This is a genomic window from Sphingobacterium sp. UBA6317 (assembly GCF_002440385.1).
GTDB classification, from domain to species: domain Bacteria; phylum Bacteroidota; class Bacteroidia; order Sphingobacteriales; family Sphingobacteriaceae; genus Sphingobacterium; species Sphingobacterium multivorum.
The window spans coordinates 172595-190955 of the sequence record NZ_DJTD01000035.1 but is presented as its reverse complement, the minus strand read 5'-3'; the positions used below and the strand labels follow the sequence as shown (position 1 = coordinate 190955).

The 18361-nt window shown below is 38.6% G+C and carries 17 protein-coding genes and 1 riboswitch; of the genes, 7 read left to right on the top strand and 10 right to left on the bottom strand.

Features of this window, described 5'->3' with window-relative positions; genetic code table 11:
• Positions 1-194 precede the first annotated feature (194 nt).
• The 6 genes from B3E92_RS11245 to B3E92_RS11220 form a co-directional block, all read right to left on the bottom strand.
• The gene (locus B3E92_RS11245) at positions 195-1826 is read right to left on the bottom strand and encodes a pyruvate dehydrogenase complex dihydrolipoamide acetyltransferase (RefSeq protein WP_286778582.1); all 1632 of its coding nucleotides are present in this window, start codon (positions 1824-1826) and stop codon (positions 195-197) included.
• Positions 1827-1855: 29 nt separating this feature from the next.
• Positions 1856-2851 carry a pyruvate dehydrogenase (acetyl-transferring) E1 component subunit alpha gene (gene pdhA / locus B3E92_RS11240; protein WP_046674850.1) on the bottom strand — a complete coding sequence of 332 codons (996 nt, stop codon included), beginning with the start codon at positions 2849-2851 and terminating at the stop codon, positions 1856-1858.
• Positions 2852-3094: 243 nt separating this feature from the next.
• Positions 3095-4477 (bottom strand): histidine--tRNA ligase, encoded by a 1383-nt coding sequence (gene hisS / locus B3E92_RS11235; RefSeq protein ID WP_070561565.1) that lies wholly within the window; start codon positions 4475-4477, stop codon positions 3095-3097.
• Positions 4478-4501: 24 nt separating this feature from the next.
• On the bottom strand, positions 4502-5242 hold the full coding sequence (rnc, locus tag B3E92_RS11230; protein ID WP_046674848.1) for a ribonuclease III: 741 nt from the start codon (positions 5240-5242) through the stop codon (positions 4502-4504).
• Between the two features lie 84 nt (positions 5243-5326).
• Positions 5327-6580, bottom strand: a complete 1254-nt coding sequence (fabF, locus tag B3E92_RS11225; protein WP_046674847.1) for a beta-ketoacyl-ACP synthase II — start codon at positions 6578-6580, stop codon at positions 5327-5329.
• 27 nt (positions 6581-6607) lie between these two features.
• The gene (locus B3E92_RS11220; RefSeq protein WP_028070665.1) at positions 6608-6844 is read right to left on the bottom strand and encodes an acyl carrier protein; all 237 of its coding nucleotides are present in this window, start codon (positions 6842-6844) and stop codon (positions 6608-6610) included.
• Positions 6845-7131: 287 nt separating this feature from the next.
• Between B3E92_RS11220 and B3E92_RS11215 the strand changes: the two genes are divergently transcribed.
• On the top strand, positions 7132-7626 hold the full coding sequence (locus B3E92_RS11215) for an IPExxxVDY family protein (protein WP_236560104.1): 495 nt from the start codon (positions 7132-7134) through the stop codon (positions 7624-7626).
• A gap of 134 nt (positions 7627-7760) precedes the next feature.
• The gene (pyk, locus tag B3E92_RS11210; RefSeq protein WP_070561569.1) at positions 7761-9188 is read left to right on the top strand and encodes a pyruvate kinase; all 1428 of its coding nucleotides are present in this window, start codon (positions 7761-7763) and stop codon (positions 9186-9188) included.
• Positions 9189-9235: 47 nt separating this feature from the next.
• Here the strand turns inward: pyk and B3E92_RS11205 are convergent, their stop codons facing one another.
• Positions 9236-9565 carry a hypothetical protein gene (locus B3E92_RS11205; protein WP_070561571.1) on the bottom strand — a complete coding sequence of 110 codons (330 nt, stop codon included), beginning with the start codon at positions 9563-9565 and terminating at the stop codon, positions 9236-9238.
• A 374-nt stretch (positions 9566-9939) separates the two neighbouring features.
• Between B3E92_RS11205 and B3E92_RS11200 the strand changes: the two genes are divergently transcribed.
• The 3 genes from B3E92_RS11200 to metE all read left to right on the top strand — a co-directional run bounded on the left by B3E92_RS11200 (position 9940) and on the right by metE (position 15243).
• Complete coding sequence (locus B3E92_RS11200) at positions 9940-11772, top strand: sensor histidine kinase (RefSeq protein ID WP_115047017.1); 1833 nt, start codon at positions 9940-9942, stop codon at positions 11770-11772.
• Between the two features lie 102 nt (positions 11773-11874).
• A complete protein-coding gene (locus B3E92_RS11195; RefSeq protein ID WP_172840643.1) occupies positions 11875-12564 on the top strand; it encodes a response regulator transcription factor in 690 nt (229 codons plus the stop codon).
• A gap of 184 nt (positions 12565-12748) precedes the next feature.
• Positions 12749-12852: riboswitch (SAM riboswitch) on the top strand.
• A gap of 78 nt (positions 12853-12930) precedes the next feature.
• Complete coding sequence (gene metE / locus B3E92_RS11190) at positions 12931-15243, top strand: 5-methyltetrahydropteroyltriglutamate--homocysteine S-methyltransferase (RefSeq protein ID WP_070561576.1); 2313 nt, start codon at positions 12931-12933, stop codon at positions 15241-15243.
• Between the two features lie 99 nt (positions 15244-15342).
• Here metE and B3E92_RS11185 read toward each other — a convergent pair whose 3' ends face one another.
• Positions 15343-15873, bottom strand: a complete 531-nt coding sequence (locus tag B3E92_RS11185; RefSeq protein ID WP_070561792.1) for a hypothetical protein — start codon at positions 15871-15873, stop codon at positions 15343-15345.
• Between the two features lie 420 nt (positions 15874-16293).
• Between B3E92_RS11185 and B3E92_RS11180 the strand changes: the two genes are divergently transcribed.
• Positions 16294-16884, top strand: a complete 591-nt coding sequence (locus tag B3E92_RS11180; RefSeq protein WP_070561578.1) for a helix-turn-helix domain-containing protein — start codon at positions 16294-16296, stop codon at positions 16882-16884.
• 30 nt (positions 16885-16914) lie between these two features.
• Here B3E92_RS11180 and B3E92_RS11175 read toward each other — a convergent pair whose 3' ends face one another.
• The gene (locus B3E92_RS11175; RefSeq protein WP_070561580.1) at positions 16915-17280 is read right to left on the bottom strand and encodes a hypothetical protein; all 366 of its coding nucleotides are present in this window, start codon (positions 17278-17280) and stop codon (positions 16915-16917) included.
• A 174-nt stretch (positions 17281-17454) separates the two neighbouring features.
• On the opposite strand from B3E92_RS11175, the gene B3E92_RS11170 reads away from it, so the two are divergent.
• Positions 17455-17850 (top strand): single-stranded DNA-binding protein, encoded by a 396-nt coding sequence (locus B3E92_RS11170; protein WP_070561582.1) that lies wholly within the window; start codon positions 17455-17457, stop codon positions 17848-17850.
• A gap of 52 nt (positions 17851-17902) precedes the next feature.
• Here B3E92_RS11170 and B3E92_RS11165 read toward each other — a convergent pair whose 3' ends face one another.
• The gene (locus B3E92_RS11165) at positions 17903-18154 is read right to left on the bottom strand and encodes a hypothetical protein (RefSeq protein WP_139144888.1); all 252 of its coding nucleotides are present in this window, start codon (positions 18152-18154) and stop codon (positions 17903-17905) included.
• Positions 18155-18361: the final 207 nt, after the last annotated feature.

Genomic DNA, 18361 nt, shown 5'->3' with positions numbered 1-18361 from the left:
CGGATATGTTACCTTTTTTATGTGCGCAGTCTCTTTCACTCTAGCAACGGACAACCTGGGCTTACTTCAAACAAATGGATAACGATGGAAAACTATAGGTAAAAAAACTTTTCCCTATCATAAGATTAACCAATTAAGGCCATAAAAAAAGCCACCTTATTACTAAAGTGGCTTTTAATTCCTCAACTAAAGGATTATGCTAATAATCTTACTGGATTTTCAACCAAAGATTTTAATGTTTGCAAAAATGCAGCTCCAGTTGCACCATCGACCACGCGGTGATCACAACCCAATGTCACTTTCATTACATTACCAGAAACTACAGCACCGTTTTTAACAACAGGAACTGCTTGAATAGCACCAACAGAAAGGATTGCTCCATCTGGTGAGTTGATAATGGATGTAAATTCGTCAATTCCAAACATACCTAAGTTGGACACTGTAAATGTAGATCCTTCCCAATCGGCAGGCTGTAATTTTTTAGCTTTCGCTTTTTGAGCGAAGTCTTTCACCTCTGCAGAGATATGCGACAATGATTTACCATCTGCAAAACGCACAACAGGGACTAATAAACCATCTTCAACAGCCATTGCAACACCAATGTTGGTATGCTCATTGAAACGGATTTTATCACCTTGCCATGAAGAGTTTACGGCAGGATGTTTTTTCAAGGCAACAGCAACAGCTTTTACAACGATATCATTGAAAGAAACTTTTACTGGAGCAACCTCATTAATCTGCGCACGAGCAGCCATTGCATTGTCCATGTCAATTGATACAGTCAAATAGAAGTGTGGAGCTGTAAACAATGACTCTGCTAGACGACGCGCAATAGTTTTACGCATTTGGTTAACTGGTTTTTCAGTATAACGCTCTTCACCAACAAATGTAGGTAAAGTGATTGCTTTTGCTTCTGTTGCAGGAGCGGCTGCAGCTTTTGTTTCCGCAGGTTGTGCAGCAACAGGAACAAATGATTCTACGTCTTTCTTCACAATACGGCCACCATCTGCGGAACCTTTGATATCACTTAAGTTGATACCTTTCTCCTGTGCAATTTTACGTGCTAAAGGAGAAGCTTTCACACGAGAATCATCGCTTGAAGTCGATGCTACCGGTGCGGCAGTTACAGCAGCAGCTGAGTCAGCTTTAGGAGCTTCAGCAGTTTCTGCCTTTGCAGGTGCAGATTTTTGATTTAACAAAGGTGTGATATCAGTTCCTGCAGGACCAACGATCGCGATGATGTCGTTAACCTTTGCCGCTTGTCCAGCTTCAAGGCCAACATATAATAAAGTACCATCAGCATAAGCTGTAACTTCCATTGTCGCTTTATCAGTTTCTACATCAGCAATAGCATCGTCAGATTTAATCGTATCACCAACTTTGAAGTTCCATTGCGCAATGACACCCTCTTTCATGGTATCACTTAACAAAGGCATTGTAATTACCGTACATCCCAATTCCTCAGGAGTTACAGTACTAGCCGAAGATTCTGGACCAGAAACTTCTTCTGCTTTTTTTTCTTCTGTTTTTTCCGGTGCTTTTTCAGCTGCAGGCGCATCACCGCTCAACAATGCTTGAAAATCTTCACCTGGCTCACCTAAAACAGCAATAACAGCATCAATAGCTACTGCTTCGCCTTCTTTAGGACCAATATATAAAAGAGTTCCTTCTTGGTAAGACTCAAAGTCCATTGTAGCTTTATCTGTTTCAATCTCAGCTACTAAATCACCAGAATTTACTTTATCACCAACTTTTTTGTGCCATTTCGCGATGACCCCTTCGGTCATTGTATCGCTCATTTTCGGCATTCTTACTACTTCAGCCATTCTTTATTATATTATCAAGTTAAAGAGTATTAATCTAAAATAAATGGATAGTCTTGTTGTACATATACATCTTTGTACAATTCATCTGCAGTTGGATAAGGAGATTCCTCTGCAAATTTTACAGACTCTTCAACGACCTTTTTCACATCAGCCTCAACCTCTGCAAACCAAGCGTCATCCGCATAGTTGTTTTCTAAAATAGCATGTTTAGTCGACAACAATGGATCACGGTCTTTATACGCTTCAAGCTCTTCTTTCGTACGATATTTAGCCGGATCAGACATTGAGTGTCCTTTGTAACGGTATGTACGAATTTCTAAGAACGTTGGACCTTCACCTGCACGAGCACGTTGAACAGCTTCGTCCATCGCATTGTGTACAGCAACAACATCCATTCCATCAACCGGAGCAGAAGGCATATCGAAACCTAAGCCCATTTTGTAAATATCCTGCATGTTCGTTGTACGTTGTACAGAAGTACCCATTGCATAACCGTTGTTTTCACATACGAAGATAACAGGGAGTTTCCACAACATCGCCATGTTCAATGTCTCATTGAATGCACCTTGACGCACAGCTCCATCACCCATATAACAGATATTTACATTATCTGTACCAAGATATTTTTCAGCAAATGCGATACCAGCACCTAAAGGAATCTGACCTCCAACAATACCATGGCCACCCATGAATTTGTGCTCTTTGGAGAAGAAGTGCATAGAACCTCCTTTACCTTTTGAACAACCAGTTATCTTTCCATATAATTCAGCCATACAAGCATTTGCAGAAACGCCTTTAGCCAAAGCGTGGGCGTGATCACGATAAGCAGTGATTAGAGAATCCTCAGGTTTGATTACTGACATCGTTCCAGCGACTACAGCCTCTTGTCCTATGTACAAGTGACAGAAACCACGAATCTTTTGCTGTCCGTAAAGTTGACCTGCTTTTTCTTCAAACTTACGCATAAGTAACATAGACTTATACCACTCCAAATATGTCTCTTTTGTTATAGGTGTTGAACTCATTTCAAAGTTTTGATTTTCTTACTATTCTAGACTACAAATCTAATAATTTTGGACGAATTTCCTTGCCCAAAAATCAATTTTATTTATACTTTAAGACACTTCTAAGACATTTGATTTAAAGTATATAGCATTTGATTACAAATAAATGAACGGCACAATCAAATAAATCAAAAACTTATGAAAATAAAAAAGCCAAAGAACTTAATAATCATTTGGCTTAATCTATTTTATGCAAACTGTTTGCTATCGAAGTTTTTGGATCAGCTCACTTTCAGTTACCTTTACCTGCTCCCCGCTTTCCATGTCCTTTAAGGACAATTGCCCCGATGCAGCCTCCTCTTCACCGACTAATAACACGTAGGGAATACCCTTCCCATCCGCATAACCCATTTGTTTTTTCAATTTTACAGGAGATGCATAGAGTTCCGAAGCGATATTTTCCTTGCGAAGCTTGTTGAGTAAGCTCAGGGTATAACTTTCCAGCTGTTTGTCAAAATTGATGATCAGGAGCTTGGTAGAATCAGCTTTCCCAGCAGGAAATAAGTTCAACTCTTCCAGCACATCATAAATGCGGTCTGCACCAAAGGAAACGCCTACACCGGTCAGTCCCTTCAAACCAAACATTCCTGTAAGATCATCGTAGCGGCCACCTCCACCGATACTTCCCATGGCAACCTCATTCGTCTTGACCTCAAAGATACAGCCCGTATAATAATTGAGACCTCGGGCCAATGTAATATCCAGATCTATAATTTGATGAAGCAACTTTTCTTCAGCACCTAATTTGGCCACATAGTCAAACACATCCTCAATCTCTGCAATACCATTTAAGCCGACAGAAGAAGTTGCTAAAATCGCTTTTAAGGAAGCAAGTTTCTCATCATTTGAGCCTTCCAATAAAATTATAGGTTTCAAAATAGCAAGATCTGCTTCTGTAAAACCCCTTTCCAACAGTTCTTTGTTGACACCTTCCAACCCGATTTTATCCAATTTATCGATCGCGACAGTCATGTCTACGATCAGCTCCGGTTTGCCGATGATTTCAGCAATACCCGAAAGAATTTTCCTGTTGTTGATTTTGATATTAAAATCTTTCAGTCCAAACCGTTCGAAGGCTTCTTGATAAATCAAAATAAACTCCGCTTCATTCAATAGACTTTCTGACCCGACAACGTCGACATCACATTGGTAAAACTCGCGGTATCTTCCGCGCTGCGGACGATCTGCACGCCATACAGGTTGCACCTGAAAGCGCTTAAACGGTAAAGTAATATCATTTTGGTGCATCACAACATAGCGCGCAAAGGGCACCGTAAGATCATATCTTAGTGCTTTCTCGGTTATATGCGGAATGAGCTTATTGGAATTTTTATCGTGAAGCAGGCTGTCGGGCGCTTTTGTCAGGTAGTCACCCGAATTAAGAATCTTAAAGATCAATTTATCACCCTCGTCGCCGTATTTACCGGTGAGGGTCGTCAAATTTTCAAATGAAGGGGTCTGTATTTCATTATAGCCATATTTTCTGAATACCGTTTTCAGTGTATCGAAAATATAGTTGCGTTTGATCATTTCGGAAGGCGAAAAATCACGCGTTCCTTTTGCCAAAGAAGGTTTTACTACTGCCATATTTGGCAAAGTTAATAAAATCCTTTATTCTACTTCCAGAATTTTAAGGAATTCACAGGCTTTTTCGGCGGCAGATTTCTCGGCAGACTTCTTATTAAAATCACGGCCAAGTCCACAAACAATACCATCCACGACCGCTTCAATACTAAACATCTTAGAAGATTCCCCTTCCGGGTTGTCTGTTTGCCGAAATACAATCTCTTTGCCAGTATGTTGACACCACTCGATCAACCGACTTTTAAAGTTTGTTTCCGTCTGTTCCAATAGGTGAATATCGACGTGCGGTTTAATAATTCGATTCAACAAAAAGCTCTTGGTAAAAACATAGCCCCTATCTAGATAAACTGCCCCAATCAATGCCTCAAAAGCATCACCCAATAAAGATCCTTGTTTATTTGGAAAACTGATCATTCGCGCATCAAACTGGATAAGCTCATTAAACCCCAACTTTCTGGAAAGCTGGTTTAGATTTGCTCTACTGACAATTTTTGAGCGCATTTCAGTCAGGAACCCTTCGTCTTTATAAGGATATTTCTTAAATAACAGTTCAGCCACAACCGAACCCAAAACAGCATCACCTAAGAATTCTAAACGTTCGTTGCTATTTTTTGCGCCCTCTTTAATTGTAACGGCGACAGACTTGTGTCTAAACGCCATCTTGTACAGATGTACATTTCCGGGAACAAATCCTAGCAGGTTTTTTAGTTTTCTAACGTATTCCCGATCTGGCGAAAAATATAATTTATATATCCTTGCAAAAGGCATCTCTTCTAAAAATAAGGCGACAAGTCCTAGTTAAAGAACCTGTCGCTAGCTCATATTATCAAACCATGTTTGAAGGATCAAACATTAAGCTTTATATTTTTTCACAATAACGGTAGCATTATGCCCACCGAAACCGAATGTGTTGCTCAAAGCGGCATTAACGATACGTTTTTGCGCTTTGTTGAATGTAAAATTCAAGTTGTTATCAATTTCCGGATCGTCTGTAAAGTGATTGATTGTCGGAGGGACAATATCATTTTGAACAGCCAATATAGAAGCGATAGTTTCAATAGCCCCTGCAGCACCCAAAAGGTGCCCTGTCATTGATTTAGTTGAACTGATATTCAATTTATAAGCGTGTTCACCAAACAGGTCAACAATAGCCTTCGTTTCACTAATATCACCGACCGGTGTAGATGTTCCATGAACATTGATATAATCAATATCTGAAAAATCCATCTCTGCATCATTTACAGCCATTGTCATAGCCAGTTTTGCGCCCAATCCTTCAGGATGCGAGGCTGTGATGTGATGTGCATCTGCACTCATTCCACCCCCTGCAATCTCTGCATAGATTTTTGCTCCACGTGCTAAGGCATGCTCCAAACTTTCTAAGATCAATGCACCCGAACCCTCTCCCGAAACAAAACCGTCTCTGTCTTTATCAAAAGGACGTGATGCTGTTTTAGGATCATCATTCCGGGTTGACAACGCATGCATAGCATTGAACCCACCAATTCCAGCTTCATTGACTGTAGCTTCTGATCCACCTGTAACAATCACATCAGCTTTGCCCATACGAATATAGTTAAAAGCATCTATCATTGCATTGGTAGCCGAGGCACAAGCCGATACGGCAGAAAAGTTAGGGCCACGTAGACCATGACGCATTGAAATATGTCCTGGAGCAATATCAACGAGCATCTTAGGAATGAAGAAAGGATTGAAACGAGGTGTTCCATCTCCCTTTGCAAAGTTTGCAACTTCTTCAGTGAAAGTTGTTAAACCTCCAATTCCTGATCCCCAAATTACTCCGATACGATTTGTATCTAATTTTTCAAAATCTAAGCCAGCATCTTTAATTGCCTCATCTGTTGACGCAATTGCATACTGGACAAAAGGATCGACTTTACGAGCTTCCTTTCGATCCATAAATTCATGCGGATCAAACCCCTTTACCTCACATGCAAACTGAGTCTTGAATTTTGACGCATCAAAATGCGTAATAGGAGCAGCTCCGCTTACACCATTTATTAACGCCTCCCAGTAAGCTGAGACGGTATTACCAATTGGTGTAAGGGCGCCTAATCCTGTTACTACTACTCTTTTAAGCTCCATTTATTACGATTAGCCTAATTAAATTAGTTAGTTAACGTTTTTTTCTAAATAAGCGATTGCTTGACCAACAGTACCAATAGTCTCTGCTTGATCATCAGGAATAGCAACGTTGAATTCTTTTTCAAACTCCATGATCAACTCAACAGTGTCAAGTGAATCAGCACCTAAATCATTAGTGAATGAAGCTTCTGGTGTTACTTCGTTTTCGTCAACACCTAATTTTTCAACGATAATTGCTTTTACTCTTGAAGCGATATCTGACATGATTTTATAGTTTAATTGTTTAATAAATCTGTGCAAAGAAAAATAAATTTCATCAAAATTCAAACCTAAATTGATATTTAGATGAAAGTCACCATGTTAGGCGACCGAACTTATTCGCGTCTTATACTAGCTAACCCACTCTATATTAACTTAGTTCAAGTATAACAAAAAATATTTTGTATTCCAAACGCTCAGCTAATTAACTCAAATTTTACACAAAAAGTATATTCCTACCTCAAAATTATTAGTACCTTCGTTAGCAGAGGGACATATATTTAAACATTAAAGTGGTCAATAAGTTAGTAGCAAGATTGGATATGGACATGAATGAAGAGTTGGATTTTACCCTACTCGCCATCACCTGTTCGTTGAAAGATTACCGACTCTGCCATTTCATCAACAAGGAGACTAACCTGAATTTTTCCAGAGGAAAAGAAAGCAAGTACGACCATGATGGTCGACAAAAAAACAAAACCGAAGAAGAGCTTGAATATCACATTGTCTTTGATCCAAAGAAAAAAATAAGCTACCACTTCACTGCTTTTCATTACCTTATCGCCGATGCCGACACCGAATATTTCTTGATCAACAATAAGAGCATCGAAGGCACTTATTTAATCCCGGAAAACCCCCACTTCGATTTTTTTATCATCATTAAAAACTACATCTGTGAGGATGACGTGGAACATATTATCAAAAGGATCAACAAATTACCCGAAGTCGTCATTGCAAAAGAAATATCACCAAAAATATTGAAATCTAAAGAAAATCTCATATTTTAGCAAACTGTAGGTTAGTGTAGCAAATACACCCCAACTTAGATCTAAATTAATTCGATTTAGTTTTGACAAAACACAACAATATAGTAGGCTATTTGTTGTGATTAATGAAGAACATTTAAAATACAAAATAACAGATGGAAAAAGTTCAAAAAAGGACTAAAATTGTCGCAACATTAGGCCCTGCCTCGGCAGACAAACAAGTTTTGACCAACATGATTGCCAAAGGGGTTGATGTGTGCCGGTTGAATTTCTCTCATGGCAGCCAGGAAGATCACCTTAAGGTAATCGAAACTATAAATGCAATAAATAATGAAACAGGATTCAATGTTGCCATCTTAGCCGATTTACAAGGTCCAAAAATTAGGATCGGAAAAATGAAAGAAGGTGGAGCTATTCTCGTGAATGGTTCAAAAGTTGAAATTACAACACAAGAACTCATCGGAGACGAAAACAGAATCTACATTACATACGAAAACTTTCCAAACGATGTTGAAGCCAACGAAATCATTTTACTTGATGACGGAAAACTTCAACTTCGTGTTTTAGAGACCAATCATAAAGATACTGTTACCTGTGAAGTTGTACACGGAGGTGTCCTTACTTCACGTAAAGGCGTTAACTTACCGAACACCAAAGTATCTATCCCATCGTTGACGGAAGAAGATTTAGACAACTTGAATTTTGCCCTGGATCATGGTGCAGACTGGATCGCGATGTCTTTCGTACGTTCGGCAGAAGATATTTTTCAATGTAAAAAAATCATCGAGGCAAAAGGAAGCCATGCTCGTGTCATCGCAAAAGTTGAAAAACCGGAAGCGATTGAAAATATTGATGCCATTATCGAAGCTACAGATGCTGTTATGGTTGCTCGTGGTGACTTGGGCGTTGAGCTTCCAATGGAAGAGGTACCAGGACTTCAAAAGATCATCGTACAGAAATGTAGAGATCTTTCAAAACCGGTAATCATTGCGACACAGATGTTGGAAAGTATGATCACTACACCACGTCCTACACGTGCTGAAGTAAATGACGTAGCCAACTCCGTATTGGATGGAGCGGATGCTGTGATGTTAAGTGGCGAGACTTCAGTTGGTGAATTCCCTGAAATCGTTATCGAAACAATGAGCAAAATCATTATCCACGTGGAACAAACTTCTTATCCTTATTATAATGAGAAAGTTAGTGAAATCCACGACGGAACACTTATTCCGGACGCGATTTGCGCATCTTCGGTTTATCTTGCTCAAAAAACAAATGCATCTGCAATTGCGGTATTGACATCATCTGGTGCAACAGCGTTTGAAATTACAAGTTATAGACCAAATGTAGATATCTTAGTTTTCACAGGAACACAAAAATTGCTGAAACAACTCAGCCTACTTTGGGGCGTAAAAACTTTTATCTACGACAAGTTCGAAAGCACAGATGGATCTATTCATGATGTTAACAAATTTATTGTAAAAAATAACTACGTTAAACCTGGATCTATCATTATCAATACAGCTTCGACACCGTTAATCGAAAAAGGTAAAACAAATACAATCCGTGTTTCCCAGCTATAATGGACAATAAGGATTAAAGCAAAAAAAATAGCGTTCTATCTAGAACGCTATTTTTTTTGCTTGTTTGGATACAAGGAGTCGATTTTTAATTTAAAGTCCTTCACCTTTAGCGAATCATTCAAGCGCCTAAAAGGAAGATTGTTTTCTTTCTCATCACCTTTGGGCATTTTTTCCGTTCCTGGCATTGGGGCTAGACCGTCCACACGATTTGGCTTCTTAATGGGCATATGATACTTTTCATCTGAAGAATCCAATTTAAAGACAGGCATCTTTGATTCTTTTTCCTCCATTAAAGGAATCTGCGGTTTCACCTTTACTTGTCCTAAAGCAATGGTCCCTATGGAAGACAATACCAATAATAATACGTAGCTTTTCATCTTTATATAGTTATTAAAGAGCACTCATTGTACCAATGAACGCGTCATATTCGGCTTATTCACTTCTCCAGCAGTTAGACTCAACCGCGTAGATTAAAATTTGTCCACAGCGCAATTCAGCACATAATCCATTTCTATTCACTAATTTACAAAGAACAGCATCTATATTTAAACAGATTGCTGTTAAACATTGTTAAAACAGCTACAAAACACATTAGCATCTTTATATTTGTAACAATTTAAGAAAAAATGAGCTATCGCACCTTAAATGGCCGCTCACATGGCATAAGGGATGAATACGCAAATGGTAAATAAACTGAGCGCTATAAACTTTTTGATATATTCAAAATACATTTATTTAATACCCAATACTAATGAAGAAAAATAGCATTGTATTAATCATTGGACTGATGTCTCTCGCTCTAATTGGGGTATTGGCCATGCAATTCTATTTTCTGAGAGATTCTTATCGCCAAAAGTCTCAATTATTTGATGAGTCCGTCAATGCTGCGATTACAGCTGTTGCCGGTAAGCTTGAACGACGGGAGGTAGTTGACTTCGCTAAGGTTCAACAGGAGCGTAACATTGAAAAATCCAAGCAGGAACAGGCCAAACAACGTCTTTTGGCCGAGCAACTCGAAATACAGTATAGAATTGAAGAATTAAAAAACAAACAACATGTTGTTTTCTCAAACTTTAAAGAGCAAGAAGACCAATTACGTGCATTGTATCCAAATGTAATTGAAATCAAAAATTCATTCTACGAAACATACATCAAAAGACCGGAGTACCAGAAATTTATCAAATTTTCTGTTTCAAATGAGCTTACCGACGATAATTTGGTACAGGCTTTTATCATGTTAAATGCTTCAAAGGTAGATGATCAGATCAATGGGAAGGACGATAGCACGCGGTTTGTTATCCCCCTAATGGACCCACTGGTCAATCAACAAACAAAATTCCGGGTAGCCACATTACCTCCAAGAGAGAATGCGAAACTTGCGAAAACAATTTCTGATTTGGAAAAAAGATTGGATATCCTCAACAGAAAAAACGCGTGGAGTGGCTTTAATGTATATGATTCCGTTGCCATGCTGGGCGGCAAAAAAGCAGACTACATCGAAGATATTGCTATTGGAATGGAGCTTGCTAAACGTCCATTAAAGGATCGATTGAATGTGATCATCGTTCAAGAACTTATCAAAGAGGAGTTGGCTCAACGCGACATTAAAGCTCCTTTCAATATTGAAATATGGAGCACAAACAATATATTACTAAATAATATTTTAAACGAAGCCGCTTTAAATAACCCAACAAATACAACCAAATACTCAACGGCACTTTTTAAAGGTGATATCGGTGCTGCGCCAGGAAAATTAACCATCTATTTCCCCAATAAAAAGGCGATAATTGCCGATAATATGGGCTATCTGTTGCTGCCCATGCTGGCACTGCTTTTCTTGTTGGTGGGGTGTTTTGCTTATACACTGATTATCATCTTCAGACAAAAGAAAGTTTCGGAAATGAAGACGGATTTCATCAACAACATGACGCATGAGTTTAAAACACCTGTTGCAACAATTATGATTGCCAGTGAGTCACTTAAAGATCCAGACATCAATGCCGACCACAAGCGCGTTCAGAAATTGGCTAATATCATCTACGACGAAAATGTTAGACTCGGAAATCATATTGAACGTGTGCTCGATTTGGCAAGACTAGAAAAAGAAACGCTAAAACTCGACCAGGTAGAAGTATGCATCAATGATCTTGTTTCGGCAGTAACGGATAGTATGCAGCTACGGATGCAAAATATTGGCGGGAAATTCAGTATAGATCTTGCAGCGACCAAGGATGTTGTCGTTGGTGATGAGTTACATTTTTCCAATGTATTTTACAATCTTTTGGATAATGCCATCAAGTACAGCAAAGGAGATTTACATGTCAACATCAATTCAAAAAATGTTGGCGACACCATTGTTGTCACCATAGCCGACAATGGTATTGGGATGAGCCGGGATCACCTGCAAAAGATTTTCGACCAGTTTTACCGTATTCCAACTGGGAATGTTCATAATGTCAAAGGATTTGGCCTTGGCTTAAGTTATGTACAGGACATTCTGAGAAGGCTGAACGGAAAAATTACAGTTAAAAGTGAAAAAGATAAAGGCACGACCTTTGAAGTAATTTTGCCTATTAAAAAATAAAACGTTCCTTTTTTGTATATTTCCTCTTTAAAAAATTTCAAAGGTTGAGGAAGGCTGATTTATCAGCATCAAGGGACATTGGTGAAAATTAATATATTCATTATGCAAAAGATATTATTAGCAGAAGATGATCCTAATTTGGGGGATCTTTTAAAAGACTATCTCGAATTAAAGGGAAAATTTGACGTCACATTATGCACGGATGGAGATGAAGCGATTTCTCAATTCAAAAAAAATAACTACGACCTTTGTATTTTTGATGTCATGATGCCAAAAAAGGACGGATTTACAGTTGGACGTGAAATCAGAAAAACAAACAATACTGTTCCTATTATCTTTGCCACAGCAAAGGGGATGATGGAAGATAAGACCGAAGCCTTTGAGCTAGGAGGAGATGATTATATCACCAAGCCTTTTCGAGTGGAAGAATTATTGCTCCGCATCAATGCTTTGCTGAAACGCAGTGTTCGAGACAAAGAAGAAGAAGTGGTTGCGGATAAATTTGAAATTGGCGATTATTTCTTTGATTATACAAGTCAGCAGATTTCTTACAAAGGACAGATGCAAAAACTCTCCACGAAAGAAGCTGAACTACTCCGCTTGCTTTGCTTAAAGAAAAATGATGTGCTGACCCGGGAAGAAGCGTTGTTAAAAATATGGCATGATGATAACTATTTTACGGGTAGAAGTATGGATGTATTTCTCAGTAAACTTCGTAAATATCTAAAAGAAGATAGCAAAGTTGAAATTGTCAATGTGCACGGAAAAGGTTACAAACTTTTGGTCAGCTAAAAAAAGGGGAATGAAAAATATAGTCATTCCCCTTTTTATGCTACACACGTATTCAAGCGTGACTTACTCGAATTCGTGGATGAAAATAAAAGAACAAAACAATTTCATCCTTAGTAGAATATAAAAAATTGACGCACTTTTATAAAAAATTTGCATTTCAAAAAGAAATGTTCTAACTTAGCGTCGCTTATAGAGAAAGGCAGAGGGAATAGACCCGATGAAGCCTTAGCAACCTGTCCCTTGACAAGGTGCTAAATTCTACCCTACTTGATATGGGAATGATAAGCCGAAGTCACCAAATTCTAGTGTGTCCTTCTCTCTCTAGCAAGAAATATAGTTGAAAAAGAAATATTAAAAACATTCATTATGTTATTGACTAACAATTTAGGTTACCCTCGTGTGGGCGCGTTCCGCGAATTGAAAAAAGCCAATGAGGCCTATTGGGCTAAAAAATCTTCTGTTGAGGAATTATTGGACACAGCAAAAAAAATTCGTGAAGGCAATTGGAAAACACAAAAAGATGCTGGAATAGATTTGATCCCTTCCAATGATTTCTCTTTTTACGATCAAGTATTGGATTTAACCCTCACTGTTGGTGCAATTCCTGCTCGCTACCATTCTTTATTGAATAAAGTAGACAACAATTACAGTTTAGATCTATATTTTGCCATGGCGCGCGGTTTCCAACAAGAAGGAATCGACGTGACTGCAATGGAAATGACCAAGTGGTTGGATACGAACTACCACTACATGGTACCAGAATTCACCAAAGATCAAGAATTCAAATTGACTTCCGAAAAATTCTTAAATGAATACAACGAAGCAAAATCATTGGGCATCGATACTAAACCAGTTCTATTAGGTCCTATTACATACCTTTTGATCGGTAAAGAAAAAGAAGCTGGCTTCGACCGTATCGATTTATTGGATAAACTTATTCCAGTATATGAGCAAATACTAGCTAAACTAGCTGATGCTGGTGCACAATATGTTCAGATTGACGAGCCTTTCTTAGCATTGGATTTAGATGCTAAAGTAAAAGCTTTATATCAACCTACTTTCGAAAAATTAGCTGCAGCAGCAAAAAATATCAAATTAATCGCAACGACTTACTTCGAATCTTTAAAAGACAACGAAGATATCGCAGTTAACCTACCTATCCATGCTTTACATTTGGATCTGGTACGCGGTGAAAATCAATTGGATACGGTATTGGCTAAAGTTCCTGCTTCATTAACATTATCTTTAGGTATTGTTGAAGGCCGTAACATCTGGAAAAATGATTACGAAAAATCATTGGTTAAAATCAAACAGGCTGTTGATGCATTAGGAAAAGACCGTGTATGGGTAGCTCCTTCTTCATCACTGTTGCACGTTCCTTTTGACTTAGACAATGAACACAATGAACAATCGCTACCAGCTGAAGTAAAAAACTGGTTAGCATTTGCTAAACAAAAATTAGCTGAAGTAAAAGACTTAGCCGTACTAGCGGAGGGAGAAGTTGATGCTGAAACAGCAAAACGCTTCGAAGCGAACAAAGCGGCTGCTGAAAGCCGCCGTACCTCTCCATTGATCCACAAACCAGAGGTTAAAACACGTACAAGCAATATTACTGATGACGATGCAAAACGCACTTCAGCATTTGCAGACCGTAAAGCAGCGCAACAAGCGAAATTCAACTTACCGGCGTTCCCGACCACAACTATCGGTTCATTCCCACAAACGAAAGATGTTCGTAAATGGAGAGCAGATCTGAAAAAGGGTGCTATTACGCAGGCAGAATACGATAAAGCAATCGCAGAAGAAACAGAAAACACCATCCGTCTTCAAGAGCAATTGGATATCGACGTATTAGTACACGGCGAATTCGAACGTAATGACATGGTTGAATACTTCGGTGAACAATTGGCTGGTTACGCTTTCACACAAAATGGTTGGGTACAATCTTACGGTTCACGTTGTGTAAAACCTCCGATTATCTATGGTGACGTATACCGTCCTGAAGATATGACTGTCCGTTGGTCTTCATATGCACAATCATTGACAAATCGTCCGGTTAAAGGTATGTTGACTGGTCCTGTAACAATCTTACAATGGTCTTTCGTACGTAACGATCAACCGCGCTCAACAACGACTTACCAAATTGCATTGGCGATCTTGGATGAAGTACAAGCCTTGGAAAAAGCAGGTATCAAAATCATACAAATCGATGAACCAGCTATCCGTGAAGGATTACCGTTACGTAAAGCTGATCAAAAAGATTACTTGAACTGGGCAGTACGTGCTTTCCGTGTCTCTTCATCAAATGTTGAAGACGATACACAGATTCACACACACATGTGTTATTCTGAGTTCAATAATGTGATCGAAGATATCGCTGCAATGGATGCCGATGTTATTACGATTGAGACTTCACGTTCTCAAATGAAATTATTGAATGCTTTCGCCGGTGATTTCAAATATCCAAATGATATTGGTCCAGGTGTTTATGACATTCACTCACCACGTGTTCCAAGCAAAGATGAGATGGTAGATCTATTGCGCAAAGCAAAAGCAGTAGTTCCAGCAGAACAACTTTGGGTTAATCCTGACTGTGGTTTGAAAACTCGTGCTTGGCCAGAAACCAAAGCGGCTTTAGAGTCTATGGTTGAGGCTGCGAAAATCTTAAGAGCAGAATAATTCTTAAACTATATTGATAAAGCCCTAGCTGAAATTTCAGCTAGGGCTTCTTTATTGGGCTTCGTTCAAAATAAAAACTGTTATCCGAATAAGGTGAGATTATTTTCGGCTGTTCTTCCGTTCTTTCTTGTTTTCCTTTTCGTTCCCGTTCTTAATTTCCTGTTTTCCTTTAATCCGATCTTCAATCGCCTTCAGGTTTGACGAAAAATCGAGGTCAACATTTTCAAGTTTAGCCTTTTTTAACGCCTTCAATGCCTTTTTGTATTTTCTCATTTTTTCAAATAGCAGTGCTTTCTTGATCCAGATTCCTGTCAAGGGCATGGCCGGAAGTGTCAAAGCAAATTTGATCGTCTTTTTTGCAGCTTCATACTCCCCCATATCAATCAATGTCTGAATGAAATAAGGATATACTTCCAGTGCCTGCACATTATGCACCAAAGCTTCCTGGAAATACCTTTTTGCCTGCTCATAGTCCAATAGCTGTTCGGCATGAACTCTTCCCATCAAACACAGCGCCATTGTATTGGACTCATCATAGGATAGCGCATAGGATAAGGATTCCATGGTCTCCTCCAAATACATCGGATAGTTATCCAGCGCCTGAAGGACATATTTATTTACTGAATTCATAAAATTTTCTAAAACATAACATTCATATCCAGCTTTCACGATAACTTTGAAAGTAACTGGATTTTTAAAACTCCTGAATAAGCTAAGCATATTGGAAAAGTGGACTACCATTTCGAGCGCCACGTTTTAGCCAATATCAACCTAGGTTACTTAACGTATTAAGAAGAAGATTAGGAAAGGGCCGTATTCCGAAGAATATTCCCGAGAATCTTCTCTGTGGACGAAGCGGGATTTTCTAATATTGCAAACATATTCTTCCGTTTTTATTAATTACTCTATTGAATTGCAAAGATTCAAAATATTTACCAAATTCCAAAAACTTTTGATTATTAATCTGTTATATTGTTCAGCACGATATTGGCATATTATTGTCGCATCAATTTCACTAAAATTCACCGACTATTTCCCCATATTTGAACCATGGAAAGTCAATCAGCTAATCAATTAATCAAACTAGCAAGAAAACGTAAGGGACTAACGCAGCAGGAACTCGCCGATCAAGCGGGGGTATCGCTAAGAACAGTGCAACGCATAGAAAAAGGCACGGAAGAAATCAGTGGATTTAGTCTCAAACAGATCAGTCAAATTTTGGAAATACCATTAGTACAACTCATTATGCCAAATGTAAATCAAATCAGTATCGACAACAATCAAACAGGAAGTATTAAAGCGCTATACTTATCATCGCTCACCTTTTTGGTCAATCCATTATTAGGGCTATTGGTCCCAGCAATTATGGGTTATACGAAACAAAACAAAGACGCCTTATACAGTAAGCACCTAAAAAAAATAATTATAATACACGCTGTTGGACTATTTTTTCTCGGAAGTTTCATAGGCTATATCATTATTGCAGATTTTTTTAAAATTGCACTACCGTCTTTTTTAACCAATATCTTTAATAGCGCCTATTTTCTACTCATCCCAGTATGCTATTACATATTGATTCTAACGTTTACTATTTTTAATTATATCGCAATAAGAAAAGCCAAGCTCAGTTCTGCAAACTAAACCAATACATATGAAATGTTGCGATCAATATCACAGCGGTTTCTTTTGAACAATCAATACCCAATCATTCTCCAACAACAGATAGCCTGTTTCGTAAATAAAGTTATAGGTCTGCCCCTTGTTATTGGAAAAAGTATGTGTATGAAACTTAAAATCAAATCCCAACCGCTTTAACTTTTCACGTTGGATCTTCACCATACCCTCCCCACTCAATGCATCTAATAAAATACGGCGGTTTTTTCGTAGGATATTATTCACATTGCGCACCAGATTGGTCTGGTCGCTATTTAATTTATTGTTATAGGCGTTCCGGCAAGCATCATCACAAAATCGCTTGTCCGAACGGCCATATATTACTTTGCCACATTCAAGGCAGACTTTTTCTCCAGAACTCATAACGGAAGATTAAACGACAACAAACGGTTACAACCGACTATAGTCGAATACAAATGGTAAATAGACGACTATAGTTATTTCCCCGCCCCACCTTTGCTTAAGATCATTCGGCGTTCATAGCCAATGACCATCAACTAAAATAAGAATTATTAAAAACTTTTAAAAATTAGACACATGAGCACATTACGCAACAAAGTACAATTGGTTGGGCATTTAGGAAACGACCCGTTAATCAAAACAACTTCCACTGGCACCAATTACTCCATATTACGTCTCGCCACCAATGATCTTTTCAAGAACAAAGCCGGTGAATGGGTTGAAGAAGTTCAATGGCATACACTCGTGGTTTGGGGTAAGCAAAACAATACCATTGAAAAGAAATGCCAACGTGGGACCAAACTCATGGTTGAAGGCAAACTCACCTATCGTAACTATGAGAACGCAGATGGGGTAAAACAATATGTCACAGAAATTAAAGTAGATAATTTTATGATTTTATCTGATTCGAACGGCGCCAAAGATGACATCCCAACACCTCCAGATGAAAATGAAGACGATCTGCCTTTCTAGTATGATCAACGAGGTAGGTTTTCAAGCCCCTACCTCGTCGATTGTTTCCAACTTATTTTGTCAGGCTTGCAGTCAACGCTCTTCCTAGGTTCTCTGCATACGCCTTCCATAATTTAGCATCTTCTGGCGTAAACTTAGCAACAGCTTCAGTTTCTTTGGCCGCCCATTCCTGTCGCTTCGCTGCAAGCTCCTTGAGTTTAACAACATCGCCGCTTTTAGCAACAGCGATAAATTCTTTGATATATTTTGTATAATCCTCCGCCAATTTTTGTGTCCCAGCAGAACTAAACTTCGGTATTGGCACTTCGCCACCGCTATTTTCTACCGACGTTTCGGCCGTATCTTTTTTTAAGTCAATAGCGGCAGTTGTATCTTTTACTTCGACTTTTTTAGTCGCGGAATTATTGCAGGAAATAACAAAAAATCCAGCAATTAATGCTGATAAGGCTACTTTCTTCCTTTATTTAAATTTAGTTTTTTATGTCTGGTCATTTATTCGTTTATGCGTGTT

What these genes read in the sequence shown, in the direction of transcription:
- B3E92_RS11245 (WP_286778582.1), bottom strand. Translation starts at nt 1,826, where the DNA reads ATGGCTGAAGTAGTAAGAATGCCGAAAATGAGCGATACAATGACCGAA.
- pdhA (WP_046674850.1), bottom strand. Translation starts at nt 2,851, where the DNA reads ATGAGTTCAACACCTATAACAAAAGAGACATATTTGGAGTGGTATAAG.
- hisS (WP_070561565.1), bottom strand. Translation starts at nt 4,477, where the DNA reads ATGGCAGTAGTAAAACCTTCTTTGGCAAAAGGAACGCGTGATTTTTCG.
- rnc (WP_046674848.1), bottom strand. Translation starts at nt 5,242, where the DNA reads ATGCCTTTTGCAAGGATATATAAATTATATTTTTCGCCAGATCGGGAA.
- fabF (WP_046674847.1), bottom strand. Translation starts at nt 6,580, where the DNA reads ATGGAGCTTAAAAGAGTAGTAGTAACAGGATTAGGCGCCCTTACACCA.
- B3E92_RS11220 (WP_028070665.1), bottom strand. Translation starts at nt 6,844, where the DNA reads ATGTCAGATATCGCTTCAAGAGTAAAAGCAATTATCGTTGAAAAATTA.
- pyk (WP_070561569.1), top strand. Translation starts at nt 7,761, where the DNA reads ATGGAAAAAGTTCAAAAAAGGACTAAAATTGTCGCAACATTAGGCCCT.
- B3E92_RS11205 (WP_070561571.1), bottom strand. Translation starts at nt 9,565, where the DNA reads ATGAAAAGCTACGTATTATTATTGGTATTGTCTTCCATAGGGACCATT.
- B3E92_RS11200 (WP_115047017.1), top strand. Translation starts at nt 9,940, where the DNA reads ATGAAGAAAAATAGCATTGTATTAATCATTGGACTGATGTCTCTCGCT.
- B3E92_RS11195 (WP_172840643.1), top strand. Translation starts at nt 11,875, where the DNA reads ATGCAAAAGATATTATTAGCAGAAGATGATCCTAATTTGGGGGATCTT.
- metE (WP_070561576.1), top strand. Translation starts at nt 12,931, where the DNA reads ATGTTATTGACTAACAATTTAGGTTACCCTCGTGTGGGCGCGTTCCGC.
- B3E92_RS11185 (WP_070561792.1), bottom strand. Translation starts at nt 15,873, where the DNA reads ATGAATTCAGTAAATAAATATGTCCTTCAGGCGCTGGATAACTATCCG.
- B3E92_RS11180 (WP_070561578.1), top strand. Translation starts at nt 16,294, where the DNA reads ATGGAAAGTCAATCAGCTAATCAATTAATCAAACTAGCAAGAAAACGT.
- B3E92_RS11175 (WP_070561580.1), bottom strand. Translation starts at nt 17,280, where the DNA reads ATGAGTTCTGGAGAAAAAGTCTGCCTTGAATGTGGCAAAGTAATATAT.
- B3E92_RS11170 (WP_070561582.1), top strand. Translation starts at nt 17,455, where the DNA reads ATGAGCACATTACGCAACAAAGTACAATTGGTTGGGCATTTAGGAAAC.